This window comes from Pontibacter sp. Tf4 (genome assembly GCF_014212495.1).
GTDB lineage: Bacteria > Bacteroidota > Bacteroidia > Cytophagales > Hymenobacteraceae > Pontibacter.
Window position 1 is genome coordinate 154,727 of record NZ_JACKZC010000009.1, and the last position, 26,713, is coordinate 181,439.

The 26,713-nt window shown below is 50.0% G+C and carries 19 protein-coding genes; 9 read left to right on the forward strand and 10 right to left on the reverse strand.

What is annotated here, in order from left to right:
* Positions 1-232: 232 nt before the first annotated feature.
* From H7F15_RS15705 to H7F15_RS15715, 3 genes are all read right to left on the reverse strand, one after another.
* Complete coding sequence (locus H7F15_RS15705; protein WP_185197939.1) at positions 233-1,639, reverse strand: CsgG/HfaB family protein; 1,407 nt, start codon at positions 1,637-1,639, stop codon at positions 233-235.
* A gap of 68 nt (positions 1,640-1,707) precedes the next feature.
* Positions 1,708-2,130 carry a curli production assembly/transport component CsgF gene (locus H7F15_RS15710; protein WP_185197940.1) on the reverse strand — a complete coding sequence of 141 codons (423 nt, stop codon included), beginning with the start codon at positions 2,128-2,130 and terminating at the stop codon, positions 1,708-1,710.
* Between the two features lie 35 nt (positions 2,131-2,165).
* Positions 2,166-2,654, reverse strand: a complete 489-nt coding sequence (locus H7F15_RS15715) for a CsgE family curli-type amyloid fiber assembly protein (RefSeq protein WP_185197941.1) — start codon at positions 2,652-2,654, stop codon at positions 2,166-2,168.
* 250 nt (positions 2,655-2,904) lie between these two features.
* Here H7F15_RS15715 and trxA point away from each other — a divergent pair, with 250 nt between their 5' ends.
* Positions 2,905-3,213: a thioredoxin gene (trxA, locus tag H7F15_RS15720; RefSeq protein WP_185197942.1), complete on the forward strand. Its 309-nt coding sequence runs from the start codon at positions 2,905-2,907 to the stop codon at positions 3,211-3,213.
* A gap of 62 nt (positions 3,214-3,275) precedes the next feature.
* Here trxA and H7F15_RS15725 read toward each other — a convergent pair whose 3' ends face one another.
* Genes H7F15_RS15725 through H7F15_RS15735 form a run of 3 tightly spaced genes read right to left on the reverse strand, consistent with a single transcriptional unit; the run spans position 3,276 to position 7,333 of the window.
* A complete protein-coding gene (locus tag H7F15_RS15725) occupies positions 3,276-4,580 on the reverse strand; it encodes a hypothetical protein (protein ID WP_185197943.1) in 1,305 nt (434 codons plus the stop codon).
* 19 nt (positions 4,581-4,599) lie between these two features.
* Positions 4,600-5,961, reverse strand: coding sequence for a PAS domain-containing sensor histidine kinase (locus tag H7F15_RS15730; protein ID WP_255481288.1), 1,362 nt, complete (start codon positions 5,959-5,961; stop codon positions 4,600-4,602).
* Positions 5,951-7,333 (reverse strand): sigma-54 dependent transcriptional regulator, encoded by a 1,383-nt coding sequence (locus tag H7F15_RS15735; protein WP_185197944.1) that lies wholly within the window; start codon positions 7,331-7,333, stop codon positions 5,951-5,953. Before H7F15_RS15735 ends, H7F15_RS15730 begins: the two co-directional genes overlap by 11 nt.
* A 284-nt stretch (positions 7,334-7,617) precedes the next feature.
* On the opposite strand from H7F15_RS15735, the gene H7F15_RS15740 reads away from it, so the two are divergent.
* The 8 genes from H7F15_RS15740 (at position 7,618) to H7F15_RS15775 (ending at position 20,809) form a co-directional block, all read left to right on the forward strand.
* The gene (locus tag H7F15_RS15740; protein ID WP_185197945.1) at positions 7,618-8,868 is read left to right on the forward strand and encodes an efflux RND transporter periplasmic adaptor subunit; all 1,251 of its coding nucleotides are present in this window, start codon (positions 7,618-7,620) and stop codon (positions 8,866-8,868) included.
* A gap of 162 nt (positions 8,869-9,030) precedes the next feature.
* Positions 9,031-9,747: an ABC transporter ATP-binding protein gene (locus tag H7F15_RS15745; RefSeq protein ID WP_185197946.1), complete on the forward strand. Its 717-nt coding sequence runs from the start codon at positions 9,031-9,033 to the stop codon at positions 9,745-9,747.
* A 100-nt stretch (positions 9,748-9,847) separates the two neighbouring features.
* Positions 9,848-12,244, forward strand: a complete 2,397-nt coding sequence (locus tag H7F15_RS15750; protein WP_185197947.1) for an ABC transporter permease — start codon at positions 9,848-9,850, stop codon at positions 12,242-12,244.
* A 40-nt stretch (positions 12,245-12,284) separates the two neighbouring features.
* Positions 12,285-14,684 carry an ABC transporter permease gene (locus H7F15_RS15755; RefSeq protein ID WP_185197948.1) on the forward strand — a complete coding sequence of 800 codons (2,400 nt, stop codon included), beginning with the start codon at positions 12,285-12,287 and terminating at the stop codon, positions 14,682-14,684.
* Between the two features lie 40 nt (positions 14,685-14,724).
* Complete coding sequence (locus H7F15_RS15760; RefSeq protein WP_185197949.1) at positions 14,725-15,468, forward strand: toast rack family protein; 744 nt, start codon at positions 14,725-14,727, stop codon at positions 15,466-15,468.
* Between the two features lie 77 nt (positions 15,469-15,545).
* A complete protein-coding gene (locus H7F15_RS15765) occupies positions 15,546-17,432 on the forward strand; it encodes a PDZ domain-containing protein (RefSeq protein WP_185197950.1) in 1,887 nt (628 codons plus the stop codon).
* Between the two features lie 270 nt (positions 17,433-17,702).
* Positions 17,703-20,009 (forward strand): TonB-dependent receptor, encoded by a 2,307-nt coding sequence (locus tag H7F15_RS15770; RefSeq protein WP_185197951.1) that lies wholly within the window; start codon positions 17,703-17,705, stop codon positions 20,007-20,009.
* Positions 20,009-20,809: a DUF4249 domain-containing protein gene (locus H7F15_RS15775; protein ID WP_185197952.1), complete on the forward strand. Its 801-nt coding sequence runs from the start codon at positions 20,009-20,011 to the stop codon at positions 20,807-20,809. The genes H7F15_RS15770 and H7F15_RS15775 overlap by 1 nt, the downstream gene beginning before the upstream one ends.
* Before the next feature lie 128 nt (positions 20,810-20,937).
* Here H7F15_RS15775 and H7F15_RS15780 read toward each other — a convergent pair whose 3' ends face one another.
* From H7F15_RS15780 to H7F15_RS15795, 4 genes are all read right to left on the reverse strand, one after another.
* A complete protein-coding gene (locus H7F15_RS15780; RefSeq protein WP_185197953.1) occupies positions 20,938-21,753 on the reverse strand; it encodes a purine-nucleoside phosphorylase in 816 nt (271 codons plus the stop codon).
* 260 nt (positions 21,754-22,013) lie between these two features.
* Complete coding sequence (gene sppA / locus H7F15_RS15785) at positions 22,014-23,777, reverse strand: signal peptide peptidase SppA (protein WP_185197954.1); 1,764 nt, start codon at positions 23,775-23,777, stop codon at positions 22,014-22,016.
* 277 nt (positions 23,778-24,054) lie between these two features.
* Positions 24,055-25,326: a replication-associated recombination protein A gene (locus tag H7F15_RS15790; protein WP_185197955.1), complete on the reverse strand. Its 1,272-nt coding sequence runs from the start codon at positions 25,324-25,326 to the stop codon at positions 24,055-24,057.
* Positions 25,327-25,538: 212 nt separating this feature from the next.
* On the reverse strand, positions 25,539-26,693 hold the full coding sequence (locus tag H7F15_RS15795; protein WP_255481282.1) for an AI-2E family transporter: 1,155 nt from the start codon (positions 26,691-26,693) through the stop codon (positions 25,539-25,541).
* Between the last annotated feature and the right edge of the window lie 20 nt (positions 26,694-26,713).

The following is a 26,713-nucleotide window of genomic DNA, read 5'->3' on the forward strand; positions in this document are numbered from 1 at the left end:
ACCGGTTGGGCTAACTATAGTTTAGTGAGAAGGGAGATTTCTACATAAGGAAGCGGAACTATAGTTAGTGGGAAGAAAACTACAGTTCGAAGCGCGGGAGGCCATAGATGATGCTCGCGTAACTATAGCTATAGTTTTACAGATCAGGCTTCGAGAAAACCAGACAAGCTGAAGTAAAAAAAGAAGCCTGGCTTGGCCAGGCTTCCGGGGTATAAAAAGTAAAGGGTTGGGGTTACTCGTACAGGTTAAAATAAAAGTTAAGACCTACCTTGCCCGTCCAGAAGTAATCGTTAAAGCGGCCGCGTTCCAATCTGTCCAGTTTATCGTTCAGCATGTAGGTGCTGGTGGCACTAAAGTCGAGGCCTATTTTGGGGGTAAGCAGGTACTCCATGCCCACACCTGCCTTTACATAAGGCGTGACAGCATCGGCAGTTGAGTTGTTAAAGAAGTCGCCGAAGCTGCGGCCGGTAGTAAGGGCGCCAGCTCCCACCTGTATATAAGGCGTGTATTTCAGTTTCGGGAAAATGAAGTAGTTCAGGTTTGCTTCAGCGTAGTTTATTGTCAGGCCAAAGTTTTCGGTGGCGGCCAGCTCTCCCCTGCCCAGGCGCAGGTCAAAAGCCAGGTTGTTTGGTGTGCTCAGGCGCAGGCCAGCTTCTCCAAAAGGCTTCAGGTCGGGGTTGCTATAGTCTCCTTTATAGTAAATAACGCCGCCGGCCACGCTCGCGCCAATCAACCCCCGGCGGTTCGCCATTATCTGGCCGTGGATGTCTGCATTTTTTATCTCTTCCTTTTCTTTAAAGTACTCCTGTATCACCGGCGACTCCAAGTCCTGTTTGTTTTTCAGGCCCCAGTACCCTTCCTGTATGCCTTCTATTATAAGGCTCTGCACCGCTTTATCAATTGCTTCTTTCACGGCCATTTCAGATGGTTCGTTGTAGGTAAAACCGGTCTCGGCTTCAAGCAAGCGCTTAAACTTTACGTACCGGAACACCCCGATATCTACCGACTGCGAAAGAATGGTTTTTGAGGTATACACGGTTTTCAGTATCTCGCCGGTGCTGGTAGAAATGGCCCGCAGGTACACCGTTACTTTGTCTTCGCGGTACTGCCCGGAGCCACCCGCACTGAAATAGCGTAGCCCTGCCCCGCCCGTTATCACGTTGGCATCATACGAAATTATACCGCCTTCCAGAATGATACCGGCAAACAGCAGGCCCGGCAGGTTTGGCTCTTTTTTTCCCGTCATGGCCTCCGACTCGGCCCGGGTAGAACGGATGATCTTGCGCTCGTTCAGCAGGTTTCCTAAGTTCTCGCGCTCTATCGGCGAAAACCAGCCTGATTCTTCCAGCGACTTCAACAGGATAGTGGTAGTGCCCTGTGTTACCGCTGTAGACCAGTTGGCGCCGTTAACGGATGGTTTATACTGCCCGGTCTGATCCCGGAATTTGTACACAGCGGCCACGATCTTCTGCTGCGGTGGGGGCAGGTTTACCAGGTCGTCGTTGCCAGGGGCGGCAACTCCCAGGCTGGCCCGCGACGTTTGCATCGGTTGATTAAAGTAAGGGGAACAGGCTGTAAACAACAGTACAAACAGCAACAGCCATAAAGCTTTGCAGCCTTCGGTTAAATTTTTCAGCATAATAGGGTGTGTTATGCGTGGTTCAGAAAATGTAAGGGCAAGCGGAACGTGTGCGTATAGTTGGCAGATCAATAATAGGGTACTGTAACAGTAGTACGGTCGCCGGTCATGGTGTCGGTAATCTGTATGTTAATGCCGCTTCCGCCTTCGGTTACTTCTATCTGGTAATCGCCAATGGTATAGCTGCCGGGCTGCAGGCTATCTTCGCCAAACTGCGACACCACAAACTGGCGCGACAACTGATTCAGTATCTGCCGGTTAAGGTTATCTTTAAAGTCCTGCAGGGCATTACGTTCCAGCATAGTGGTAGCATCCGGGTCTTTCAGTTTGTCCTGCGACTGGGCCGAGCTCTGCAGCCACTGGTAGTTAAAGGTATCGCCGCCAAAGGCCGGGTTGCGCGCCTGGTACACAAAGTCCTGGGCCGAGGCTGGGGAAGCACCTGCCATGTAAGCAAGGGCTAAAAACAGAAAGGAATAAAAGAACTTCTTCATGAGGGTGATCTATCGTTTTGAGTTAAGTTCAGGTCTTAAAAAACTTCGCGTGCTTTCTTTCCTTCTGCCTCCAGTTGCTTGTTCAGCTGGTCTGTCACCAGGTATTCGTACACCATGGCCACCGTATAGTTGGCTACTTCCTCTATTACATCGTAGCGGGGCTGCAGCTGGTATTCAAATACGGGCTCGTCGTTAACGCTTACTACCACATAGGCGCCGTTGCTGCGGGTTGGTTTTTCTTCTATTAGTATGGTAAAGTTGTGGGCATCTGCAGGGGCCTCCCACTGGCGGTGAAAGATGTCGTAAAAGTCCCGCCCGATCTTGGTGATGGTTCTGTCAACTATAAGCCCGTCCACTTCCAGGTCGGCAGAGCGCACGAAACGCTCCATGGGCTGGTTTTTCTTTTCGTAGGTTACCGTGTCCTGGGGTACAGGTTGTTTTTTAGATTGCGCAAAAGCTGATGTGCCTGCCAAAAGAAATGGCAGCAAAAGCAAAACAGCAACTATAGTTGTTTTCAGATGCATGAAAAACAGGTGCGCTTTCTTAAACAATATTATTCTAATAGTATATAGTCTTTATACTTTATTTAAAATTAAAAGTTTCTATTTTATATTAAAAAGTTATAATATTTTAATCTATAAGATGATTTACTGCTTGATAAGTAGAGATACGCCTTTCGCTGAGATTGTGGTGAAGTAGTTGGTCTATAAAACCGGGTTCTATACTTTTGCCTGACCAGTGCGTACTATATTTACCATCATACCTGAGAGAACTATGGCAAAAAAATCTTTTAACGAACTGATAAGCAGCCCCGGCATGCCGGTTTTAGTAGACTTTTATGCTGATTGGTGCGGCCCCTGCAAAGCAATGAACCCGGTGATACAGAAAGTAGCTTCGGATTTTTCGGGGAAACTGAAAGTGGTGAAGGTAAATGTAGATAATAACCAGGCCGCTGCCTCACAATACCGGGTGCAGGGCGTGCCCACGTTTATCCTTTTCCATAAAGGGCAGCAGGTATGGCGCCAGTCCGGCGCGTTGCCAGGCAACCAGTTAGCACAGGTAATACAGCAGTATGTAAGCTGATTTTAAATAACTGACTTACGAAAGGACTGAAAAAGCCGATGCAAGAGTTATGTCGGCTTTTGCTATAGTTGGGCGGGCAGTTCGTGTTCCAGTAACTGGGGCAAACCTTCTTTCTCGAACAGGATCCGGCCAATCTTAAGCTGCGACCAACCGTTTTGTAGTTTGTAAGTAAATGTTGGTTCTCCGTTCTGAAGAGAACACTCTATATAGCATTTCTGCACACTTTCGCTGGTTTCGGGGTATAGTTGCTCTTCGAGTTGAAGCATGTGGGTAGATACCATAAAGTGGGATCCTTTTCTGCCAGCCAGTCCGTTTATAGTTGTCCGGGTAATTTCCAGCGCATCGTCTACGTTCGTTCCCCGGAAGATCTCATCAAAAACAGCAAAACATTTACTGCCGTTGTGGCTGACCTGCAGTACCGCTTTCAAGTTTTTAAGCTCGGTCATAAAATGGCTGTACCCGTCCCGCAGATTGTCGTTCAGATTAATAGCAAGCACCACGGCACTAAAAAAAGGAACAGTGCAGGCGGCGGCAGGCACCGGAAACCCAACTCGGGCTAAATACACGCACAAACTAACGGCTTTCAGTAAGGTAGATTTTCCGGCCATGTTCGCTCCCGTCAGCAGCAACACATTCTGCTCCTCCGTAAACCTGACCGAATTTTTAACTGGATATTTTATAAGCGGATGGTAAAAGTCAGTTATCTCCAGCACTTCATTGTTGAAATCTGAGAATGTAAAGCCATGGGTTTGCATGGACCTGGCTATAGACCAATAGGCTTCAAACTGGAAAAAGAATTCCCAGAAACGCCGGACTTTCGTTGGGGCAAGCGCAGCAAGCCGTTCAGAAAATTCTACCACGTGGGTCGTTCTGAAGCTGTTTTCGCGTACTACATTCGCCATAGTTTCTAAGTGCAGCACCTCCAGGAACCGGACAGCCGCAATCAGTTCTGCTTTAAACTTGTCCGGGAAAGCGGCACTGCGCAGGCGGTTCAGGTATTGTTGCTGTAGCCCGTTTAGCAGCAGTATGAGTTGCACAAGCTTTGCCTGCAATTGGTGGCGCTCCGCATCGTAGACTTTAAACCGTAACCAACTTTTTAATCTGCTTTCACGGTAACCTGTGCCCGCAATAGTTTCCATAAAAGCATGCACTTCCAGCAGGTCCAGCTTATGATAGGTAAAGTCTTTTAATACAGCCCAGTTCACCAGCATTCCGTGAACTATAGCTACGCGTTCTGCTACTTCCGTTTGCGTATCGGGGGCGTGCTGCAGCAGGTACAACAGCCGTGCTTCCGAATGGCTGTTGTTCGTAAAGTTAAAGAAGGGCAATACTTCCTCTTTCAGCCTTAAATCCTGTACCTGCATCATGGCAACTATAGTTTAAAGATTACAACTGCAGCGTGAACACGGTTGGGCCTCCGGCTTTGCTGTTTACCCGTATGCTTCCGCCGTGCTGCCGCATGATCTGTTTCGATAAGCTTAACCCGATGCCGGAGCCCTGTTTTTTGGTGGTGTAAAAAGGGATGAACAGCCTGTCCAGCACATCATCCGGGATGCCCGAACCGTTGTCACGCACTTCTATCCGCACGGTGTATTTGTGTTGTTCATCGCCATAAGCCAGTACTTCTACCCTCGGGTCGGGACACTCGGTGCAGGCCTCTTTGGCGTTTTTCAGCAGGTTTATTAATACTTGCTCCAGTTGTTCGGGGTCGGCCTGCAGGCTTATGTCGGAGGCCGGCAGGTAAACAGCCAGCTCTACGCCTTCCTTCTCAAAATCAGGTTTCAGGAGGGTATGTACTTCGCGCAACAGTTCGTTTATGCTTACCGTTTGCAGTTCGGGCAGGGGCAGGCGCATCAGGCGGCGGTAGTTCTTTACAAAGTGCAGCATGCCGGTTGCCCGGCGCTCTATGGTTTTCAGGCCGTCCTGTATGTCCTCCAGGGCTTCTTCGCTGATGCGCTCCCCTTCCTGCCGCGCCGCTATTTCCTCCTCCAGTATGCTGCTGACTGTGGACGTAAGCGAAATAACCGGCGTCACGGAGTTCATGATCTCATGCGTAAGCACGCGTATCATTTTCTGCCAGGTCTGCACTTCCTGCTCTTCCAGCTCGGCCTGTATGTTGTGCAGTGTTATAATTTTGATGCTTTTGCCCTGCGACACCAGCACCGTAGCATGTACTGAAAGCAGCAATTGGTCACGTTGATGGTGCAGGGTAACCAGGCCTTTCTCGTTGTTCCCGATCTTTTGCAACACTTCCAGCAGTTGCGGGGCTGTGCGCTCCAGAGCCCGGATATTGGTCAGGTGAGGGGAACTGAGGAGCTCTTTTGCCACATGGTTCAGCAGCATCACATTTCCGTCGGCATCAAACGACAGGATGCCAATGCCCACGTGCTCCACAATCGCCTGCAGGTATAAATAGTGCGCCTGCTTCTCCGCCTTTATCTTCTGAAAAGCACCCGAAACTTCATTAAATGATCTGTATAGATGGCCGAAGGTGGCATTATGTGCGTGCTCCGGAAAGCGCTGGGTAAAATCAGAATGGCGGATGGATTCTATAAAACTGGTGATGTCGCGGTTAGTGCGCTCTACAAAATGCACAAGGCCGTATAGTTGCAGCACCAGCAGTGCCGCGATGCAGAAAGCCGTAACGTACCATTCGGTGCGGTACAGCACAATAACCAGCGCCAGCATGCTCAGCATGGCCAGCCCAACCTGCAGCAGCAACCGCCCTCTGAAAAAACTATAGCCCATGTTTCTCAATTCGGCGGTAAAGTGCCGTTCGGGTAATGCCCAGTTCCTTAGCAGCGTGCGTTATGTTGCCGGAGTGTTTTACCAGTACTTTCTGCACCATCATTTTTTCCAGTGCTTCGAGGGTATAGTCTCCATCAGATAAAGGCTGAGAAGTTTGCTGCTGTGAGCCGGAGGCAACATGCCCGCCACCGTCCTGTGCAAAATAAAAATCGTCGGCACGCAGCTCGCTGCCATCGCACAGGATAACGGCGCGCTCCATAGCATGGTCCAGTTCGCGGATATTGCCGGGCCAGTGGTATTCGGTCAGCTGGCGCAGCGTGTTACTGCTCAAGCCCAGGCCGGGGCGGTTATATTTCTGACTATAAACTTTCAGGAAATGTTCGGCCAGCAATTTAATATCTTCTTTGCGCTCGCGCAGGGGCGGTAATTTTATCTCCACCGTATTGATGCGATACAACAGGTCCTGGCGGAAAGTGCCCTGACGCACCATATCGTAGAGTGGCATGTTGGTGGCACAGATCAGCCGGATATCAATAGGGCGTGGCTTGTTGGTACCTAAGCGGATTACCTGGCGGCTTTGCAGGGCGGTAAGCAGTTTGGCCTGCAACCCTAACGACAGGTTCCCGATCTCATCCAGAAAAAGGGTTCCACCCGAGGCAGCCTCAAACCGGCCGGCGCGGTCTTCTTTGGCATCGGTAAAAGCACCTTTGGCATGCCCGAAAAGCTCGCTCTCAAACAGGGTTTCGCTAACGGCACCCAGATCCACTTTCTCAAAAGCACCGTGTATTCTTTTCGATTGCTGGTGCAAAGCCCTGGCCGCTACTTCCTTACCGGTTCCGTTCTCACCCAGTATCAGTACGTTGGCATCGGTAGCGGCAACTTTATCTATGGTCTGGTACACGCGCTGCATGGCCGGCGACACACCTATAAACTCGCCGTAATGAAAGGTGGAGTTCTCAGTTGTTGATTCGGTAGCGGGTAAAGTCTGTTGCTGGCAGGCTGTTCTGAGAATGGCAACCAGCTTTTCGTTTTTCCAGGGCTTCAGTACAAAATCGGTGGCTCCTTCTTTCAGGGCGCGCACGGCCAATTCAATGTCGCCGTAAGCTGTCATCAGGATAACAGATACATTAGGGGCCAGCTGCTTTATCTGTTTCAGCCAGTGCAGGCCTTCTTTGCTGCTGGTGGCACCGGCGCTATAGTTCATATCCAGCAACACCACATCTATCGTTTCTTCGGTCAGGATGGTTGGTATCTGGTAGGGGTCTGAGGTGGTCTTTACTTTTGCAAAGTGCTGTTTCAGCAGTAGCCTGCCGGCTGTCAGGATGTCTTCCTGGTCGTCTACTATTAAAATGTGGCAGGCAATTTTACTCATAATACCGGGGCGTTACTGTATTTAATATACTAATGTAAGTGTTTTTTATGCAATTAGCCAAACTATAAACTATACCGTGGCTATGCTCTGCCCTTAGTTTCCGGCGGTTCCCCATGCCCGCCCTGCTGGTGTGTCCGGTTGCAGACAGTGCACTGTTCGGATGCGGACACTTACAACATAGGCAAAGCGCTATAGTTTGCCACAATCATCTGATTTACAACGTATTAAACATTATGGCACAAGTATTGAAATGAGAAGAGCTACCAGATACAATTACCTGAACTATGGATCGCGTCATCGAGAAAAAAAAGTATACGCCTAAAAAGATAGCCATTATTGCTGCTGTTGCGCTGGTAATGGTGGTAGTTATTTATAACCTGCTTTTTGCGGAGCATACTTCCAAACTGAATGTAGAAGCCCAGCGCGTAACTATGGGCACCGTGCAGGAGGGCATGTTTCAGGAATTTATAGCTGTTGATGGTTCTGTTGATCCGCTGAAAACCTTTTTCCTGGATATTACCGAAGGCGGCCGCGTGGAGAAGATCTATACCGACGATGGTAAAATGGTGGAGAAAGGCGACACGATCCTGAAACTCTCGAACACTACGCTGCAGATCGACTTTATGACCCGCGAAACGCAGCTGTACGACCTGATGAACGAGCGCCAGAACTCTGAAATACTGATGAAGCAGGACCAGATCCGGAAAATGAACGAACTGGCCGAAATTGAATACAACCTGACCACAGCCGAACGCACCTATAGCCGCAACAAAATGCTGGTAGCGGAAGGCGCCATTTCGAAAGAAGAATACGAAACCGCGAAAGACAATTACCAATACCTGAAGCGCCGCAGAGAATTAGGTGAACGCTCCGTAAAACAGGACGCCCAGCTGATGGAAGACCGTTTGCGCCAGCTGGATGAATCGATCCGACGCATGCAGGCTAACATAAACATGGCCCGCAACACCCTGAACAACCTGTATGTAGTGGCACCTTTTACCGGGCAGTTATCCACCCTAAAAGCTGAGGTGGGCGAAAGCAAAGCCGCCGGCGAAAACATTGGCCAGGTAGACGACCTGAACGGCTATAAAGTGAAGGCGAACATAGATGAGCACTACATTTCGAAGATTTACCCGGGCCTTACAGGCAACTTCGATTTTAACGGTAAAACTTACCAGGTTAAGGTGTCAAAAGTGTTCCCGGAGGTGCAGAACAACACGTTTCAGGTGGATATGGAATTTGCAGAAGGCACACCCGAAGGCATCCGTCGCGGACAAACGCTGCAGCTGAAACTGAACCTGAACGATGGCAGCAAGGCCGTGTTACTGCCACGTGGCGGCTTTTACCAGAGCACCGGCGGCAACTGGGTGTTTGTGGTTGATAAATCCGGAACGTTTGCCGAGAAACGAGCTATAAAACTGGGCCGCCAGAACCCGAACTATTACGAAGTGATAGAAGGCCTGCAGCCCGGCGAAAAAGTCATCGTCTCGTCCTACGACAGCTACGGCGACATAGACCGGTTGGAACTGAAGTAAATGGTTGAATGGCTGAATTGTTAAATTGTTAACACACCACGAGTCAACAATTTAACCATCAACAATATAACAATTAAGAAACACCGCGCCCTTAGTACAAAATAAAACTAAATTGAAAACCGAATAACGGACAACCATCAACGGATAACGAAATAGAACATCATGAACAAGGAACTACTCATCGAAACAAAACAGCTGCAGAAAAAATATGTAACGGATACAGTTGAAACTACAGCCCTTGCCGGCGTTGACCTGCACATCGCCAAAGGCGAATTTGTGGCCATTATGGGTCCGTCGGGTTGCGGCAAATCTACGCTGCTGAACATTCTTGGCCTGCTGGACAGCCCATCTGGTGGTACATTCAAGTTCCTGGGCCAGGACATTACCCATGCCAGCGAGCGCCAGCGTGCCAAAATACGCAAGCAGAACCTGGGCTTTGTGTTCCAGAGCTTTAACCTGATAGATGAGCTGACCGTGGAAGAAAACATTGGCCTGCCGCTGGCTTACCTAGGCATGAGCAAAGCCGAAACTGAGAAACGTGTAACCGAAGCCATGGAACGTATGGGCATTGCGCACCGCCGCAACCACTTTCCGCAGCAATTATCGGGTGGGCAGCAGCAGCGTGCGGCCATTGCCCGTGCCACAGTAGCAAGCCCCAGCCTGATACTGGCCGACGAACCGACCGGTAACCTGGACTCGGTACATGGCCGTGAAGTAATGGCACTGCTAACCGAACTGAACGAAGCCGGAACTACTGTAGTAATGGTAACGCACTCCCCTTCCGATGCCGAGTACGCACACCGCATAGTCAACCTGTTCGATGGCCAGATTGTGACAGAGAACCTGAACGTGAGAAAACATGTGGCGGAGCTGCTGTAACTATAGTTTATAGTTCCGCTGTGATGTAGCGACAGAATATCCTGCAGAAGCGCCGGTAAAGGTGCTTCTGCCATCTGTTTTAAACCCTTTGCACCAACTTATGCTGAAGAACTACCTGATCCATACGTGGCGAAACCTGCTCCGCAATAAAGTATACACAGCCATTAACCTGATCGGGTTAGCAACCGGCATTGCCTCCTGCCTGCTTATTTTCCTGTACCTGCAGCACGAGCTCAGCTACGACCGGCACTTTACCCATGCCGACAGAATTTACAGGGTAACCAGCGATGTACAGAAAGGCGACCAGACAGTAAGATCGGCGGCTGCGGTGGGCCCCCTACCGCAATTGCTTAAAGCAGATTACCCCGAAGTTGAGGCAGCCACGGTACTTGTAAACATGGGGCAGAACGCGATACGCACAGAAAAGCAGGCCTTCTACACCGATAACATCATCTATGCCGACAGCACTGTTTTTTCGGTGCTGGATTTTCCGTTTATAGTTGGCAACCCCGCCACTGCCCTCAAAGAGCCTGCCTCTATAGTGCTTACTGCTGAGCTGGCCACCAAACTATACGGCTCTCCGGAAGCGGCCATGGGTAAGCCCGTTAAATACATTGCCAGCACTTTCCTGGTTACCGGCGTTATCTCGCAGGCAGGCCCTTCTCACCTCACACCCGGCGCCATACTTCCGCTGCATTTCGATGCTCAGACTGAATATTATGTAACCGACTGGAACGGCATTGGCGGCTATACCTATATCAAACTTAAAGACAGTAACCAGGCACCGGCACTACAGGATAAAATAAGCGACCTCCACAAACGCAAAGCAACTCCGGGCGAATCGCTGGCTGGAATTACCGGGGCCACCTTTCAGCTGCAAAACATTACCGACGCCTACCTCGACAACGAACGTGAAATGCCCGTAGGGGAAGTCGGCAATATCACCTACCTCTATATTTTCGGAATTATTGCTGTTTTCCTGCTACTGATCGCGTCCTTTAACTATATAAACCTGGCCACGGCAAGGTCGGCGAAGCGGGCAAAAGAAGTTGGGTTACGCAAGGTAATGGGTGCCAGCCGTGCACAAGTGGTGCAGCAGTTCCTGAGCGAGTCTGTATTGCTGGCGGTAATAGCGGCTATAGTTGCGCTGATGCTGGTGGAACTCACCTTGCCCCTCTTTAATGCGGTTACTGGCAAAAATGTAAATACGGTCTTTATTTTTAACACCGGGCTGATCTTGGCAGTGCTGGCAATTGTAATGTTCATTGGCGTAGCGGCGGGTAGTTATCCGGCATTTTTCTTGTCTCGCTTTAGCCCGGCGCAGGTCTTAAAAGTTAACCAGACCCCCAAAAGCAGCAATGCCCTGTTGCGCAAAGGGCTGGTAGTAGCGCAATTCACGATCTCGTTGGTGCTGATAACCGGAACAGCCATCGTTTACAGCCAGATGCAGTATATCCGGAATATGGACCTGGGCTTTAGCAAAGAGCACGTGATCGCTGTAGAAATACCATCTATCGGGTGGGTAAAACAGAAAGAGAACCTGGCCGCCATAAAACAGGAATTGCGCAGACTGCCACAAGTAGTGCTCACTACCAATGCCCAGCACTTACCCGGCGATGCTCCCATTCCCGGCGAGTACCTGACAGAGCAGGAAAACAAACTGATAAAGAAACACATCAACAGCATTGCGGTCGGGTATGATTACCTGGCCCTGATGGGAATACAGCTAAAGGAAGGCAGAGACTTTTCAGAAAAAATCCGTACCGACCAGGACTATAGCTACATCATAAACGAAGCGGCTGCCAGGGAATTAGGCTGGGCCGATGCCATTGACAAACGCATTAAACCAACCTGGGCAGATACCGCCAACGGCCGTGTAATTGGTGTCGTGAAAGATTACAACTATAGATCGCTGCACAGCAAGATCGAGCCTTTGATCATCAGCCTGGACCCCAACTTTGGCAAACTGCTCATCCGTGTTCAGGCAAAAGCGCCGCTGCCGGCCACCCTTACCTCCATCGAAACCATCTGGAAAAAGCACTTCCCGGGCTACCCGATGGACTATAGTTTTCTGGACGAGAGCTTTCACCAGCAATACCAGGCAGAAGATAAAATGCTTACTATTTTCACCTTTTTCGCGGTGCTAACTATAGTTATTGCCTGCCTGGGGCTGTTTGGGCTGGCGAGCTATATGGCCGAGCAGCGCACCAAGGAAATAGGCATCCGGAAAGTATTGGGTGGCAGCGTTGCCGATATTGTGCTGCTGCTCTCCGGCAACTTTGCAGTACTGGTATTGCTGGCGGTGCTGCTCTCCGTGCCGATTGTTTGGTACACCATGGAGCAGTGGCTGCAGCATTTTGCTTACCGAATTGAGCTGCGCTGGTGGCTATTTGCGATAGCAGGCAGCGCCACCATGCTGATCGCTTTGCTTACCGTTAGTTACCACGCTACCAAAGCAGCGCTTACAGACCCTGTAAAAGCCCTGCGCACCGAATAGATTTTGCACATGACCTATAATCGTTTTAACGAATTACCTTATGGTTGGCCATTATTTTAAAGTTGCCCTCCGCAACCTGTACCGCAACAAGGTATACTCCGCCATCAACATTGCCGGGCTGGCCTTGGGCGTGGCTTCGTGTATCCTTATTTTTCTGTATGTGCAGGATGAACTGAACTATGATAGCCAGTTCAGTAAAGCCGACCGCATTGTGCGGGTTGCCGGCGAAATAGAGCACGATGGCCAGACAAACAAATTTGCGTTGTCGGCATCACCGCTTGCTCCTTTCCTGCTGAAAGATTATCCCGAACTGGAACATGTAACCCAGCTGCTGCCTGCCAATAAACAAACCATCTGGTACAAAAACCGCAGCTTTAACGAAGATAAACTGCTATTTGCTGACAGCGCATTCTTCGAAATTTTTGACTATAAGTTTCTGGCCGGTAACCCTGCTACGGCTTTAGATGAGCCCCGAACTATAGTTGTAAGCGAACAGATGGCACAGAAGTATTTTGGAAGCGCAGAAAAAGCCATGGGCGAAGTGCTTAAATTCAGCCGCTCCTCTTACCAGGTTACAGGTGTGTTTTCAAACGAAGGCAACTCCCATATACAAGCCAACGCTTTTCTGGCCCGCAGCACGTTTGATACACAACGGCAGGATGTATTAACCGATAATAACCACTGGTTCCATATGAGCCGGTATACCTATGTGCTGCTCCGCGATGAATCCCAGATCGCACCTTTCCAGGAAAAGCTGAAGACATTTGCTGACACCCACGTAACCCCCTGGTTAAAAGAAAACGATTTGCAGGCCTCGGTGACATTTGTATTGCAGCCATTGCGTAGCATTCACTTCGATACCGAATATTCGGAAGATATATCCGCGCCGGGCAATATCAGCTACATCTATATTTTCTCGGTCGTGGCTGTTTTTCTGCTACTTATTGCCAGCATAAATTACATGAACCTGGCTACCGCACGCTCTGCCAAACGTGCCCGGGAAGTAGGCTTACGAAAAGTGGTTGGTGCGTATCGCTCCCAGATCATTGGCCAGTTTATAGGCGAATCCCTTCTGATAACTGTACTGGCAGTAATTCTGGCACTTGCCCTGGCGCAGATCCTTATTCCTACTTTCAATTCACTTACAGATAAGCAGTTCGACTCGAATTTCTTTGTACAGAAGGAAGTTATAGTTGCGCTGCTTGCCATTGTCGTGTTTATCGGGGCGGTAGCCGGTAGTTATCCTGCCATATTCCTGTCCGGTTTTAAACCTGTTGATGTACTGAAAGCTGACAAAGCACCCCGTGGCGGAAACGCCACCTTGCGCAGGTCGCTGGTTGTTATCCAGTTTACCATTTCGCTCATCCTTATTATTGGCACCCTGGTGGTTTTCAGCCAGATGCAGTTTTTAAAGAACCGCCAGCTTGGGTTTAACAAAGAGCAGATACTCATCATCGATATCCCGACCGGCGACTCAACTTTAGTGAAAAAACTGCCCAGTATAAAACAGGAACTACTGCGCAACCCGAACATCGAAAAGGTATCCAATTCGTTGAGTATCCCGGCTGACGAAACAAGTACCATCCTGGTATATGCCGAAAAGGACGGTGGCACCCTGCAAAATGCGATGGATGTCATGTTCGTGGATTATGATTTTGTGGATGTGATGGGTATTGCCCTGAAAGAAGGCCGCAACTTCTCCAGAGAATTTAAAACAGATCTGAAAGGGGGCCTGATCGTAAATGAAGCGGTTGTAAAAAAAATGCAGTGGAAGAACCCGATCGGTAAACGCCTTCAGATGGCCGACTGGGATGCAAAAGTGATCGGTGTAGTGAAAGACTTCCACATAAAATCGTTGCACAGCAAGGTAGAGCCGATCGTACTGGCACTTGTACCTGAATCGCCGGGCTTTCTTTTAGTAAAGATGAAACCACAGGACATACCGGCAACTATAGCTTTTGTACAGGAAAAATGGCAGGCCTTTGATACAAAGCACCCGATGGAGTATTTCTTTATGGACGAACATTTTGACCAGCAATACCGCGCCGAAGAAAAAATGCTGACCGTATTCGGCTACTTTGCCGGGCTGACCATTTTTATCGCCTGCCTGGGTTTATTTGGCCTTGCCTCGTTCACAGCTGAGCAGCGCACCAAAGAGATCGGTATCCGGAAAGTACTGGGTTCCTCTACGGGCGGTATCATCCTGCTACTTTCCAAAGACTTTGCCCTGCTGGTACTGATCGCTATCGTTTTAGCTACCCCCATTGCCTGGTATAGCATGGATAAATGGCTGCAGGATTTTGCTTACCGCACAGCACTTAGCTGGTGGATGTTCGCCGCTTCGGGGGCAGCCGCTATGGCCATTGCGTTGCTTACGGTTAGTTTTCAGGCCCTGAAAGCCGCCATGCTCGATCCGGTGAAAGCCATCCGGACACAATAGATCTATAGTTTAAGTTTATAGTTTACAACCAATCCTGACCATGAAAAAACGCCTCTTCCCGATCCTGCTACTGTTGCCGCTCAGCCTGCTGGCACAGGATGCCCGCCAGTTTAAACAAAGCATTCCTGTAAACGATGCCCGTCAAAGTACTGTGAAGCTGGAAATACCAGTAGGCGAACTGAACCTGAAGACAGGGAGCACCCAGCTGCTGGAAGCCAACGTAGCCTACGACCGTGTCGACCGGAAACCAACTATGCAGCTGAACAGAACGAACGGCAGCACCAGCCTCACCTTAAAGCAGGGCGATTTTAAAAGTGAGAATAAAACCGGCGACAACAAATGGGACATCAGCCTGAGTAAAACGCTGCTACTGCACCTGGAGCTGGAAATGGGTGCCGGTACCTCTAAACTGGACCTGAGCAACAGCCGCCTGCAAACCCTGGATATTGAAGCCGGCGCCACCAGCATTGACCTGAACCTGAAAGGAAGTACCGTAAAAGAAGTGGAAATTGCGGCCGGCGTAGGAGAACTGAACCTCGACCTGACCGGCAACTGGAACCACGACGTGAAACTGGAAATTTCCGGCGGAATTGGCGAAGTGAACCTGAAACTACCCAAAAACACCGGCGTGCGCATTAACCCGACCGGGCTGGGCAGCAGCAACCTGAACGGCTTCCGCAAAAATGGGTCTTATTACCAGAACGCCGCCTACGGCAAATCCAAACATACGCTAACTATACACGTATCCGGTGGCATGGGCAGCTTAAACGTAATAGAGGGGTAAACCCGCTTTTGCGCCATCTGCCGGCCTGCGCCGGGCTCCGATGCGGCTTTTGCAATGCCCTGTAACCAAATCCGAACATGAAGATCCAGAAACTATCCCTGCTGTTCTGCCTGACCGTGCTGGTTGGATGCTCCTCGGGCAGGCCAGCCCAGACATCGCAGGCGAATGCCGACGAAACCTACAAGGTAACTATAGACCTGACCCAGGTGAAGAACGACAAGGTACCCGTTACCATCGTAGCACCTGACATAAAGCAGGGCGAGATCGTTTACAACATGCCTAAGGTAGTGCCGGGCACCTACTCTGTTTCTGATTTTGGCAGGTTTGTTTCTGAATTCACTGCGCTGGATAAAAATGGCAACAAGCTGCCCGTCGCAAAACTGGACACCAACCGCTGGCAGATTAAAAATGCCGACGACCTGCACCAGATTACCTATTGGGTGGACGACACCTTTGATTCGGCCCGTAAAGGCGACGCTGTTTTTGAGCCGGGTGGCACTAACATAGAGGCCGGCAAAAACTTTTTGCTGAACACATTTGGGTTTGTGGGTTATTTCGATGGCATGAAACAGCTGCCTTACCAGCTCACAATTACCAAACCTGAAGGCTTTTATGGCTCTACACCGCTCAAGGCAACCACCACTTCCCCTACCTCCGATACCTATCTGGTAGAAGACTACGTGCTGCTGGCCGACTCGCCACTGATGTATAACCGCCCCGACACCACAGTGCTGAACGTGGGAGAAGCTAAAGTGCTGGTATCGGTGTACTCGCCAAGCGGTAATGTAAAATCGAAACCTATTGCGGCCAACATTAAAGACATACTGGAAGCGCAGCGCAGCTACCTGGGCGGCAAACTGCCCGTTGACAAATACGCATTCATCATCTATGTGCCGGAAAGAGTAGGCAAATCAGGTTCGTTCGGGGCGCTGGAACACTCTAATTCGTCGGTGTATTACCTGCCCGAAATGCCGGAAGAAATGTTCAGCAGCACCATGCGCGACGTAGCCGCACACGAATTCTTTCACATCGTAACGCCGCTCACCATCCACTCCGAAGAGATCGGCAATTTTGATTTTGTGAACCCCCGAATGTCGAAACACCTTTGGATGTACGAAGGCGTAACTGAATACTTTGCCTCGCATGTGCAGATCTATGAAGGCCTGATTGACCTGGACGCCTACCTGAACAAGGTACAGGAATACATTGCCACCTCGCGGGCATACTATAACGACACCCTGCCTTTTACCGAAATGAGTGCCAACGTGCTGGATAAGTACGAAAAAGAATATGGCAACGTGTACCAGAAAGGCGCACTGATCGGGCTGGTGCTGGACGTAAAGCTGCGCGAATTGTCGGGTGGGAAAAACGGCCTCCGCGACCTGATGCGCGACCTCGGCAAAACCTACGGCAAAGACAAATCTTTTAAAGATGATGAGCTGTTTGATAAGATCACAGAGCTTACCTACCCCCAGATGCGCGAGTTTTTCACGAAGTATGTGGAAGGCAACGAACCACTGCCGCTACAGGAAACCTTTAAAAAAGTAGGTATTTTGTACGAGCCTATGTCACAGCAGCTGGTGAACTCTTACGGCAGTTTTGTGCCCGGTTATGATGCCGAAAGTGGCCGGATTGTGGTGGAATCTACGGAAGGGATGGACGCCTTTGGAAAAGAACTGGGCCTGCAGCCCGGCGACCAGCTACTGAAATGGAACGGCACCGAAATAACTCCCAACAACGTGCGCCAGCTGATAGGCGATGAGCTGCAGCAGTTAAAGCCCGGCCAGGAAATAACCGTAACCGTTGCCCGCCCGAACAAAGCTAAAAAAATGCAGGAGGTAACCCTGAAAGCCAAAGTAAGACAGATTGAGCGTACCGTGCCGCACTACCTGCAACCAGACCCCAAAGCTACGCCACAGCAGCTGGCGCTCAGAGCCGCCTGGCTGGGCAAAAATGCTGAGTAACCCTGAACTATAGTTCCCACGATCCCTGCAGCGCCTCTTCTCCGCCCTGCAGGGATCGTTCGTTTATGAGCTTCCGCGTTGCTATAGTTCTATAGTTTGGCAGCCGTAATTTTGGCGAAGCATCCAGTCCGCTCAAACTATAGTTACTTAAACTTAATCTGGCTTAAACAATAGCGCCTTTGGGTAGTTCGTTTCTGGGACAGTGAAATATAGTTCGCCAGCTTCCCCGAAATATTTACCTTTGCACCTGATTTACAAAAATTTACCTACATGCCCGCATACGCTTTCCGGCTAATAATACTACTGTTTATAGTTTCCAGTACCAGTTTTGCACAGGGTTTCCGGGTGAGCGGTTTTGTGCGGTCGGCAACAGATAACCAGCCCCTGATTGGTGCCACGGTAGCCGTACGGGAACTTGGCACCGGCACCACTACCGATGCCCGCGGGTTCTATAGTTTAAACCTGCCACCCGGCACGCACCAGCTGCAGGCCACCTATATTGGCTTTCAGCCCCTTACGCAAACAATACAGGTAAACGGCTCCGCACAAACTATAAACATCGGGCTACAGCCGCTGGATAACCAACTGCAGGAAGTGGTTGTGGAAGCCAACAGCCTGCAACAGAAACTGACCGACAACCGCATGAGCGTGGAGCAGCTTACCACCCGCGAAGCCAAGTTACTCCCAGCCCTTTTCGGTGAAGTGGACCTGATCAAGACGTTGCAGCTTAAACCGGGCGTGCAGTCCGGTGGCGAAGGCTCGTCGGGGTTGTATGTACGTGGCGGTGGCCCCGACCAGAACCTGGTGCTGCTGGATGATGCCGTGATCTATAACCCGTCACATTTGTTCGGTTTTTTCAGCGTGTTTAACCCGGATGCGGTACGAAGCGTGGAACTATACAAAGGCGGCTTTCCGGCGCAGTTCGGCGGCAGGCTGTCGTCGGTGCTGGAAGTGCAGCAGAACGAAGGCAATAACGAGAAAATAGGCGTAAACGGTGGTATCGGCCTTATCTCTTCCAGGCTAACGATAGATGGCCCCATTGTTAAGGATAAAGCTACGTTTCTGGTATCTGGCAGGCGCACGTATGTAGATACCTTTACCCGCCTTATCAACAAACTGAACGAAGGCAAAAAAGACTACAATCCCATCCCCGACTATTACTTTTATGACTTTAATGCCCGCGTAAACTATAAGCTAAGCGCCAAGGACGAACTGACGCTGAGCGGCTACTATGGCCGCGACTTTTTTACATTTAACGATGCTGGTTTCAGTTTTTCGTTCGACTGGGGAAACACCATGGGTGCCCTTAACTGGCGCCATAGCTTTAACACGCGCCTGTTTGTAAACACTACCCTGGCTGCCACCGGCTACGAGTATAAGATCAATAACAAGATCGATGTGTTCAGCTTTAACCTGCGCTCGGCGGTGCAGGACTTTACTCTTAAAACCGATTTCGAATGGCTGGCGCACGATAAACATACCATACAGTTCGGGGCATCCGGCATAAAACACAACTTTACAGTAGGCCGCCTGAACTTCGACAGCGACGACGACCGCCAGAACTTTAGTGCCGGCAACGACTATACAGCCAATGAGTTTGGGGCTTATATCTCGGATGACTATAGTCTTACTACCCAGCTGGCCGTGAACTATGGCCTGCGGCTTTCTGGTTTTAACAGCGATGGCAAGACCTATGCAGCCCTGGAGCCGCGCGTTGCCACCCGTTACACCATAACGCCAAACACTACCGTAAAGGCCAGCTATGCCGGCATGATGCAGTACATACACCTGCTGGCCAACTCCGGCGCATCACTCCCTACCGATATCTGGTTTCCGTCCACTACCCGGGTCAGGCCGCAGCGCTCGCAGCAGGTGGCAGCTGGGGTAAGCCATTTATTTGGAAACGGCAAATACCTGATCACGAATGAAGTATACTATAAATGGATGCACCGCCAGATAGATTTCCGGGATGGTGCTAACCTGTTTGTGAACGACAGCCTGGAAAATGAATTCCTGTTTGGCAAAGGCGAGAGTTACGGAAACGAGATATACCTGGAGAAAATAAAAGGCCGCACCACCGGCTGGCTGGGCTATACCCTGTCGTGGACCTACCGCCAGTTTGATGAAATTAACGATGGCCGCCGCTTCCCGACCCGTTACGACCGCCGCCACGACCTGAGCCTGGTAGTGCTGCACAAGGTAAACGAACGACTGCACCTGACCGGAGCCTTTGTGTACGGTACCGGCAATGCCTTCTCGTTGCCGGTTGCGCGGTTTGCTTTTCAGGATGTGGAGGGAAAAGAGCCGGGCTTTGTACCGATCTACACCGACCGGAACAGTTTCCGGTTAGATGCCTCGCACCGCCTGGGTCTGGGCGTGGTCTGGAAATTGAAGCCGAAACGGGGCGAAGCCGACCTTACCTTCAGTGCCTATAATGCCTACAACAGGCGCAACCCATATTTTGTGTACTTCGAGCAGGTGAAAGACGAAGCCGAAGAAGAGACCATTGGTTTCCGGGCTAAACAGGTATCGCTGTTCCCGGTTATTCCATCTGTTACCTATAATTTTAAGTTCTGATGAAACGCCTGCTATACCTGCTGCCACTGTTTTTTATAGTTGGCTGCAACATGGAAAAAGAGATAGAGATCGTGCTGCCCGCCCATGAGCCGCAACTGGTAGTAGAGTGCTATATTGAGGATGGTTTCCCTTTTGAGGCTACCGTCCTCGAATCTTCCTCTTACTTCGATTATCCTGCACCGCCCGTGGTGCCCAGCGCCCAGGTGTACATCATGTACCGCGACCAGCGTGTAAAGCTAAACTATAGCCCCGGCTACAACAGCCGCACCAACCGCTATTTTACACACATAACTACGGTAAGGGCACAGCCCATCCCCGGCGAAACCTATAGTCTGGAAGTAACAGACGACAAAGGCCGAAAAGTGACCGGTTTCACTACTATTCTGCCGAAAGTGCCCATTACCAACGTAGAGTGGCGGTTTAACGAAAAAGACAAAGCCCTGCTGCTGACAACTTTCCAGGACGACCCGGCTATGCCAAACTACTACCGCTACATGACCCACGGCGATACCCTGAAAGAAGGCTCGCTGCGCGATTTTACAACCAGCGATGAACTGACCAACGGCAAGGAAACCACCTACGGCTCGGGCTACGACTACGAAGAGGGCGATACGCTTATTATTTCGCTGTTCCACATCGAGAAACAGTATTATGATTTTCTGCGGTCTGTACGCGATGCCCAGAATGCCAACGGAAATCCGTTTGCGCAGCCAGCCCGTGTAAAATCATCCTTGCAGGGCGGCATCGGCATCTTCACCAACCTGGCCTTCGACCGCGATACCGTTATCATTAAAAAGTAGAAGTTCGTTTTGTAGAGATCATAGTTTACGGAATCTGATTCTTGCAACAATCTATCAGCGAGCAACTATAAAACAAATCCGCCCCAACTATAGCTGGGGCGGATTTGTTTGTAAACTATAGTTTGTACTTACTGAATTGCAATCAGCTCACGGATAAGTTTGGTCATGCGTGGCTCAGCAATGGCAGCAGCATCCAGGATATCTTTCAGGATCACTTTCTTGATACGGTCCGGTGTGCCCATGTCGGTGATAACGGAGATGGCAAAACATGGAATGCCCATGTGGCGGGCAGCTATTACTTCCGGCACTGTAGACATGCCCACAGCGTCAGCGCCAATGGTACGGATGTAGCTATACTCAGCCAGTGTTTCGAGCATAGGGCCCGGCACGGAAGCATACACACCGGTGCGCACTGTAAAGCCTTCTTTGGCAGCTATCTCCACGGCCTGCTCTACCATTTTGCGGTCGTAGGCTTCGCTCATATCCGGGAAACGCGGACCCAGCTCATCCAGGTTCGGGCCAAGCAGCGGGTTTGATGGCTGCAGGTTGATGTGGTCTGTCTGGATCATCAGGTCGCTCACGTTATAGTCCGGATTAAGGCCGCCCGATGCGTTGGAGACAAACAGTTTCTGAATGCCCAGCAGCTTCATGACACGAACCGGGAACACCACCTGGTGCATAGTATATCCTTCGTAATAATGGAAACGGCCCTGCATTACAATAACCCGGCGGCCACCCAACGTGCCCAATATCAGTTTGCCGGAGTGGCTCTCAACAGTTGATACCGGGAAGTGCGGAATATCGGCATACGACAGGCTGTGCTCTATCTGTATCTCGTTTACAAGCGCGCCCAGGCCGGTGCCCAGTATAATCCCGAACTCAGGGGCAAAGTTACTGGTGTTATTTTGTATGTAAGCTTTCGCTTCGTGTAGTTGCTGCATCATGGGTTTAATGTGCTAATTCGTTAATATGCTAATGTATAAATTGACTGTGCGAAATAGGCGATTTTATAGTTCAGAATAAATGATTTTCATCACAGGTTTCCGGCATTACACTATAACCCCCTGAACTATAGTTGCCGGCAAGTTGCAAAAATTTACCCTGCCCCAAAAACAAAACTGCCACGACTACAACTATAGCCGTGGCAGTTTTTAAGCATAACTGATAAATCAATTCGATTATTCAGTCAGTCACTCATTCAAAATTATTCAACACTCAGGTCGTATGGCATACGGGTCTGGATGCCTTGTATGTGCTCCACTTTTTTGTACATGTTGTAAAGCGGGTATAGTTCGCCCAGTTCGGCTTTTACATAGCGCTCTTTAACCTGCTGGCCCATATCGCCCATCAGCTCATCGAAGAACGTTTTGCGGGCTGGCAGCTCGGTCAGTCTATAGTCGCCTTCAATGTTGGCTTTGGCAGCCGCAATCTCAATGGCTTTATCAAGGCCACCAAATACATCTATTAGGTTGCGCTCTTTGGCTTCGGTGCCAGACCATACACGGCCAGAGGCATATTCTTTCAGTTTGTCCTGGCTCATGCCCCGGCCCTGTGCTGCTTTCTTTGTGAACACATCGTAGATCTGATCGATCTGCTGCTGTACCACCTGCTGCTCAAAGGCAGTCATCGGGCGGGTAAGCGTCGGCACATCTGAGTATTTACCGGTTTTTACGTTATCTATGGTGATGCCCAGCTTGTTGTTCATAAAGCCCTGAATGTTAGGAATAATGCCAAACACGCCAATGCTGCCGGTTATAGTGTTCGGGTGCGCTACAATAGTATCGCAGCCCATGGCCAGGTAATATCCGCCCGAAGCTGCCATATCAGACATAGAGGCAATTACCGGTTTCACTTTGCGGGTCAGTTGTATTTCACGCCACATTACATCCGATGCCAGGGCACTGCCGCCCGGCGAACTGATGCGCAGCACCACCGCTTTTACGCGCTCGTCTTCGCGGGCTTTGCGGATGGCTTCGGCATAACGCTCGCTGCCAATGTTGTCGTCATCGCCTTTGCCGTCTACAATGTCGCCTTCGGCATAGATAACAGCGATGCGGTTTTTAGAAGAGTTGGATTCTTTCGCGCCTTTCGCTTTTTTGTATTTGTTCAGGGTAACCAGTTCCAGCTTGTCGTCACCGGAAACACCGGCTTTCTCTTTCAGGTAGCTGATCGCTTCGTCATAGTAGCCCACATCGGTGATCAGGCCATATTTTTTAGCGTCATTGGCATCGCGCACCAGCAGGTTATCCGAAATATTCTTCAGCTCCTCGTAGGTCTTGTTGCGGGCTTTGGCAATGTTGCGCAGCTGGTAATCGTTGATCGAGTTCAGGAACGACTCCATCTGCAAACGGGCCGGATCGCTCATTTTATCCAAGAAGAAAGGCTCTACGGCACTTTTAAACTCCCCTACTTTAAATATCTGTGGCTTGATGTCGAGTTTATCCAGAGTCCCTTTAAAGAAGTACACTTCGGAGCTCATGCCGTTAAACTCTATGGTGCCCAGCGGGTTTACATAGATCTTATCGGCCACAGAGGCCAGGTAATATGCTTTCTCCTGCGACAGGTCGGTATAGGAAACGATGAACTTGCCGGACTTTTTAAAGTCGATGAGCTCGTTTCGGATCTCTTCGAGTTTGGCCATACCGGCATCTACAAAGCGCATGTTCAGGAAGATGCCTTCAATGTTATCGTCGGTTTTAGCTTTGCGGATAGCTGCTTTTATCTGGTCCAGGCCATCGGTGCTGGAGAAGCCACCAAACGAAAAGCCCAGTTCGCCCAGCGGGTCCTGAGGGTCGCGTTCGGCAATCGGGCGGTCAAGTTTCAGTTCGAGCACGGAATTTTTAACAATGCGCACTTCATCGTCAGAAGCAGCACTGGCAGCAATCCCGATCAGGATGAGCAGGCTCAGGAAAGAGAATAAGAGCAGGCCTACTATAGTTGCCAGCACATATTTCAGGAATTGTAACATAGTTATTTGTATGGATTTATACTTGTTTTAAGGTGCTGCTATACGAAGCCGCACATTACTAATAAACAAATTTAGTGCGTATAGTTCAAGTCTCCCTCCCCTTCTCGACCAACCTCGGTATTGTATAGACTAATTTAATTACGAATTAAGAATGTTCACAACTATAGCTTAAGACTTTACCAACGAATGCCAAACCTTTAACCTATCACAATTCAATTGTTCAAGAAAATGAATTCGTAATTCGTAATTCGTAATTCGTAATTCGTAATTCGTAATTCTAATAACGATATTTTTTCCCCCACTGAGATTGCAGTTGTTTACGCATGTCGTTTTCGCGGGCGTTGTTGCCGGGCTCGTAGAACGTGGTGTTGTTCAGGCCGTCGGGCATAAACTCCTGCTGCACAAAATTGCCTTCGTAATCGTGGGCGTATTTATAGTTGTTACCGTAGCCTATTTCCTTCATCAGCTTGGTTGGTGCATTGCGGATGTGCAACGGCACCGGCAGGTTACCGGTTTGCTGCACCATTTGCCGCGCATTTTTAATGGCCATGTAGCTGGCATTGCTCTTAGGCGAGGTGGCCAGGTAAACCGTGCACTGCGACAATATAATCTGCGCTTCGGGGTAACCGATCATCTGCACCGCCTGAAAACACGATGTTGCCATTAGCAAGGCATTGGAGTTAGCCAGACCGATATCTTCTGATGCTGAAATAAGCAACCTGCGGGCGATAAACTTCGGGTCTTCACCGCCCTCTATCATACGGGCCAGCCAGTATACCGCCGCATTCGGGTCGGAGCCGCGGATAGATTTGATCATGGCCGACACCAGGTCGTAATGCATTTCCCCCGACTTGTCGTACATCACGATGTTCTGCTGCGCTACCTGCTTTACCAGCTCGTTGGTAACTATAACTTCATCCACGTTCTGCACGCCTTCGGCTACAATTTCCAGCAGGTTCAGGAGTTTACGCGCGTCGCCGCCCGATATAGTCAACAGCGCTTCGTATTCCTGCACTTTTACATTGCGGTGGCGCATCCACTCGTCCTGCTCCAGTGCCTTGTCTACCAGCTCAATCAGTTCGTCTTTGCTCAGGTGTTTCAGGATATACACCTGGCAGCGCGACAGTAAGGCGGAGATCACTTCAAAAGACGGGTTCTCGGTGGTGGCGCCTACTAAAGTTACAATGCCTTTTTCTACGGCGCCCAGCAAAGCATCCTGCTGCGATTTATTGAAGCGGTGAATCTCATCGATAAACAGTACCGTACCCTGCCGTTTTTTAGCCTGATCAATAACATCGCGGATATCTTTTACGCCCGAATTTATCGCGCTCAGCGCCACGAAAGGCACCTTCATCTGGTTGGCAATAATATTAGCCAGCGTAGTTTTACCAACACCCGGAGGCCCCCACAAGATCATGCTGGGAATAACGCCACCTTCTATATAGCGCCGCAAAATTCCGTCCGGCCCAACGAGGTGTTTTTGTCCGTAATACTGATCTAAATTATGCGGCCGCATGCGCTCGGCCAACGGTATATTCGGGTGAATCATAAGCTATGTAAAATACCTGTAAGGGTAAAAGCAAAGGTACGGATTTGCGTGCAAACAGATGAGCTATAGTTTAACACCAAACTATAGTTGCATGTTCAAACTATAGCTCAACCCAAAAGGTGAAGCTCCTGCAAATGAGTAGAAGAATATCTCAGTAACCACTTCTGTCCTTTACCTATAGTTCTTCACTTATGCATTCAAACTATAGTTTGTCAGTCTTCGCGTGGTGGCTCTACGTCGTTTTTTCGTTCCAGTCTTTCGCGGGTTTCATCGCTGTCGTCGCGCATGGCTGGCTCCTGCATCGGGCTGCGTTCCGGCAACTCATCGCCGAATAATACGCCCCACTGTTTAAAGTTCTCAGTCCGGTCGAATACCACTTTCAGTACTGCAATAATGGGCAGCGACAGAAACATACCGGCTATTCCGGCAATCTCGCCGCCAACCACTACGCCAACTATAGTTGCCAGCGCATTTATCTTTACTTTAGAACCCACAATGCGTGGCATCAGGATATTGTTATCCAGGAACTGCACCCCGGCAATTACGCCCAGCACTGTAACGATAGGCCATAGTTCGGATGACGAAGCCAGCGTAAGCAGTACGCCGATGATGTTGCCCAGCAGCGCCCCTACATAAGGTATCAGGTTCAGGAACGCGAAGATCAGCCCGATCAGCAGCGCGTGCTTAATGCCGATGAGCAGCAAAATCCCGCCCAGCAGAATGGTCATATAAGTAACCTGGATCAGCAGCCCAAACAGGTAACTTTTGATGATGACCTGCATCTCCCCTAAGGTTTCTTCTACTTTCTCATGGCGTTCTGGCGGAAACCATAAAAACACGAAGCGCAACAGCAGGTTTTTGTAGAACAGCACCAGAAAAATATAGATCGGCAGCAGCCCCAGAAAAACCACCAGCGATGTAACCGACCCGGCCGCCATGCCCAGCAACGAACCCGCATAGTTCAGCAGCTTGGCACTCTGATCCTTTATAAAATTCAGCTGTTCGGCCGTAGAGTAAGGCGTTATTCCTTCCAGCCACGCACTCAGGCTACTCAAGTGGTTGGTCACGTTTTTCTGGATGGTCGGGAAATCCTGGATCAGATTACCTATCTGGATCGCAAAAAACCAGATAATACCGCCAAACACAACGGCCAGCGCCAGCAAACTGATCACGATACCCAGCACATCGGGTACGCCGCGTTTTTTTAAGAACCGGTATACCGGCAGCAGCATAATACTTATGAAAAATGCCATCAGCAGCGGTGCCAGAATGCCTTTGCCCAGCACAATTATCCAGCCCAGGAAAAACAGCCCGGTTATTTCGATGGCCCGCCTAACGGTAAGGGGCATTTTCTGCAGAGAGTTCATAGTTATTTGCGTGAGTTGCA

Bases quoted from the DNA above. Each gene is read 5' to 3' on its own strand.
- H7F15_RS15710 (WP_185197940.1), bottom strand. From the start codon at position 2,130: ATGAAGAAGTTCTTTTATTCCTTTCTGTTTTTAGCCCTTGCTTACATG.
- H7F15_RS15775 (WP_185197952.1), top strand. From the start codon at position 20,009: ATGAAACGCCTGCTATACCTGCTGCCACTGTTTTTTATAGTTGGCTGC.
- sppA (WP_185197954.1), bottom strand. From the start codon at position 23,777: ATGTTACAATTCCTGAAATATGTGCTGGCAACTATAGTAGGCCTGCTC.
- H7F15_RS15795 (WP_255481282.1), bottom strand. From the start codon at position 26,693: ATGAACTCTCTGCAGAAAATGCCCCTTACCGTTAGGCGGGCCATCGAA.
- H7F15_RS15725 (WP_185197943.1), bottom strand. From the start codon at position 4,580: ATGATGCAGGTACAGGATTTAAGGCTGAAAGAGGAAGTATTGCCCTTC.
- H7F15_RS15755 (WP_185197948.1), top strand. From the start codon at position 12,285: ATGGTTGGCCATTATTTTAAAGTTGCCCTCCGCAACCTGTACCGCAAC.
- H7F15_RS15765 (WP_185197950.1), top strand. From the start codon at position 15,546: ATGAAGATCCAGAAACTATCCCTGCTGTTCTGCCTGACCGTGCTGGTT.
- H7F15_RS15740 (WP_185197945.1), top strand. From the start codon at position 7,618: ATGGATCGCGTCATCGAGAAAAAAAAGTATACGCCTAAAAAGATAGCC.
- H7F15_RS15735 (WP_185197944.1), bottom strand. From the start codon at position 7,333: ATGAGTAAAATTGCCTGCCACATTTTAATAGTAGACGACCAGGAAGAC.
- H7F15_RS15770 (WP_185197951.1), top strand. From the start codon at position 17,703: ATGCCCGCATACGCTTTCCGGCTAATAATACTACTGTTTATAGTTTCC.
- H7F15_RS15715 (WP_185197941.1), bottom strand. From the start codon at position 2,654: ATGCATCTGAAAACAACTATAGTTGCTGTTTTGCTTTTGCTGCCATTT.
- H7F15_RS15730 (WP_255481288.1), bottom strand. From the start codon at position 5,961: ATGGGCTATAGTTTTTTCAGAGGGCGGTTGCTGCTGCAGGTTGGGCTG.
- H7F15_RS15790 (WP_185197955.1), bottom strand. From the start codon at position 25,326: ATGATTCACCCGAATATACCGTTGGCCGAGCGCATGCGGCCGCATAAT.
- H7F15_RS15745 (WP_185197946.1), top strand. From the start codon at position 9,031: ATGAACAAGGAACTACTCATCGAAACAAAACAGCTGCAGAAAAAATAT.
- trxA (WP_185197942.1), top strand. From the start codon at position 2,905: ATGGCAAAAAAATCTTTTAACGAACTGATAAGCAGCCCCGGCATGCCG.
- H7F15_RS15750 (WP_185197947.1), top strand. From the start codon at position 9,848: ATGCTGAAGAACTACCTGATCCATACGTGGCGAAACCTGCTCCGCAAT.
- H7F15_RS15780 (WP_185197953.1), bottom strand. From the start codon at position 21,753: ATGATGCAGCAACTACACGAAGCGAAAGCTTACATACAAAATAACACC.
- H7F15_RS15760 (WP_185197949.1), top strand. From the start codon at position 14,725: ATGAAAAAACGCCTCTTCCCGATCCTGCTACTGTTGCCGCTCAGCCTG.
- H7F15_RS15705 (WP_185197939.1), bottom strand. From the start codon at position 1,639: ATGCTGAAAAATTTAACCGAAGGCTGCAAAGCTTTATGGCTGTTGCTG.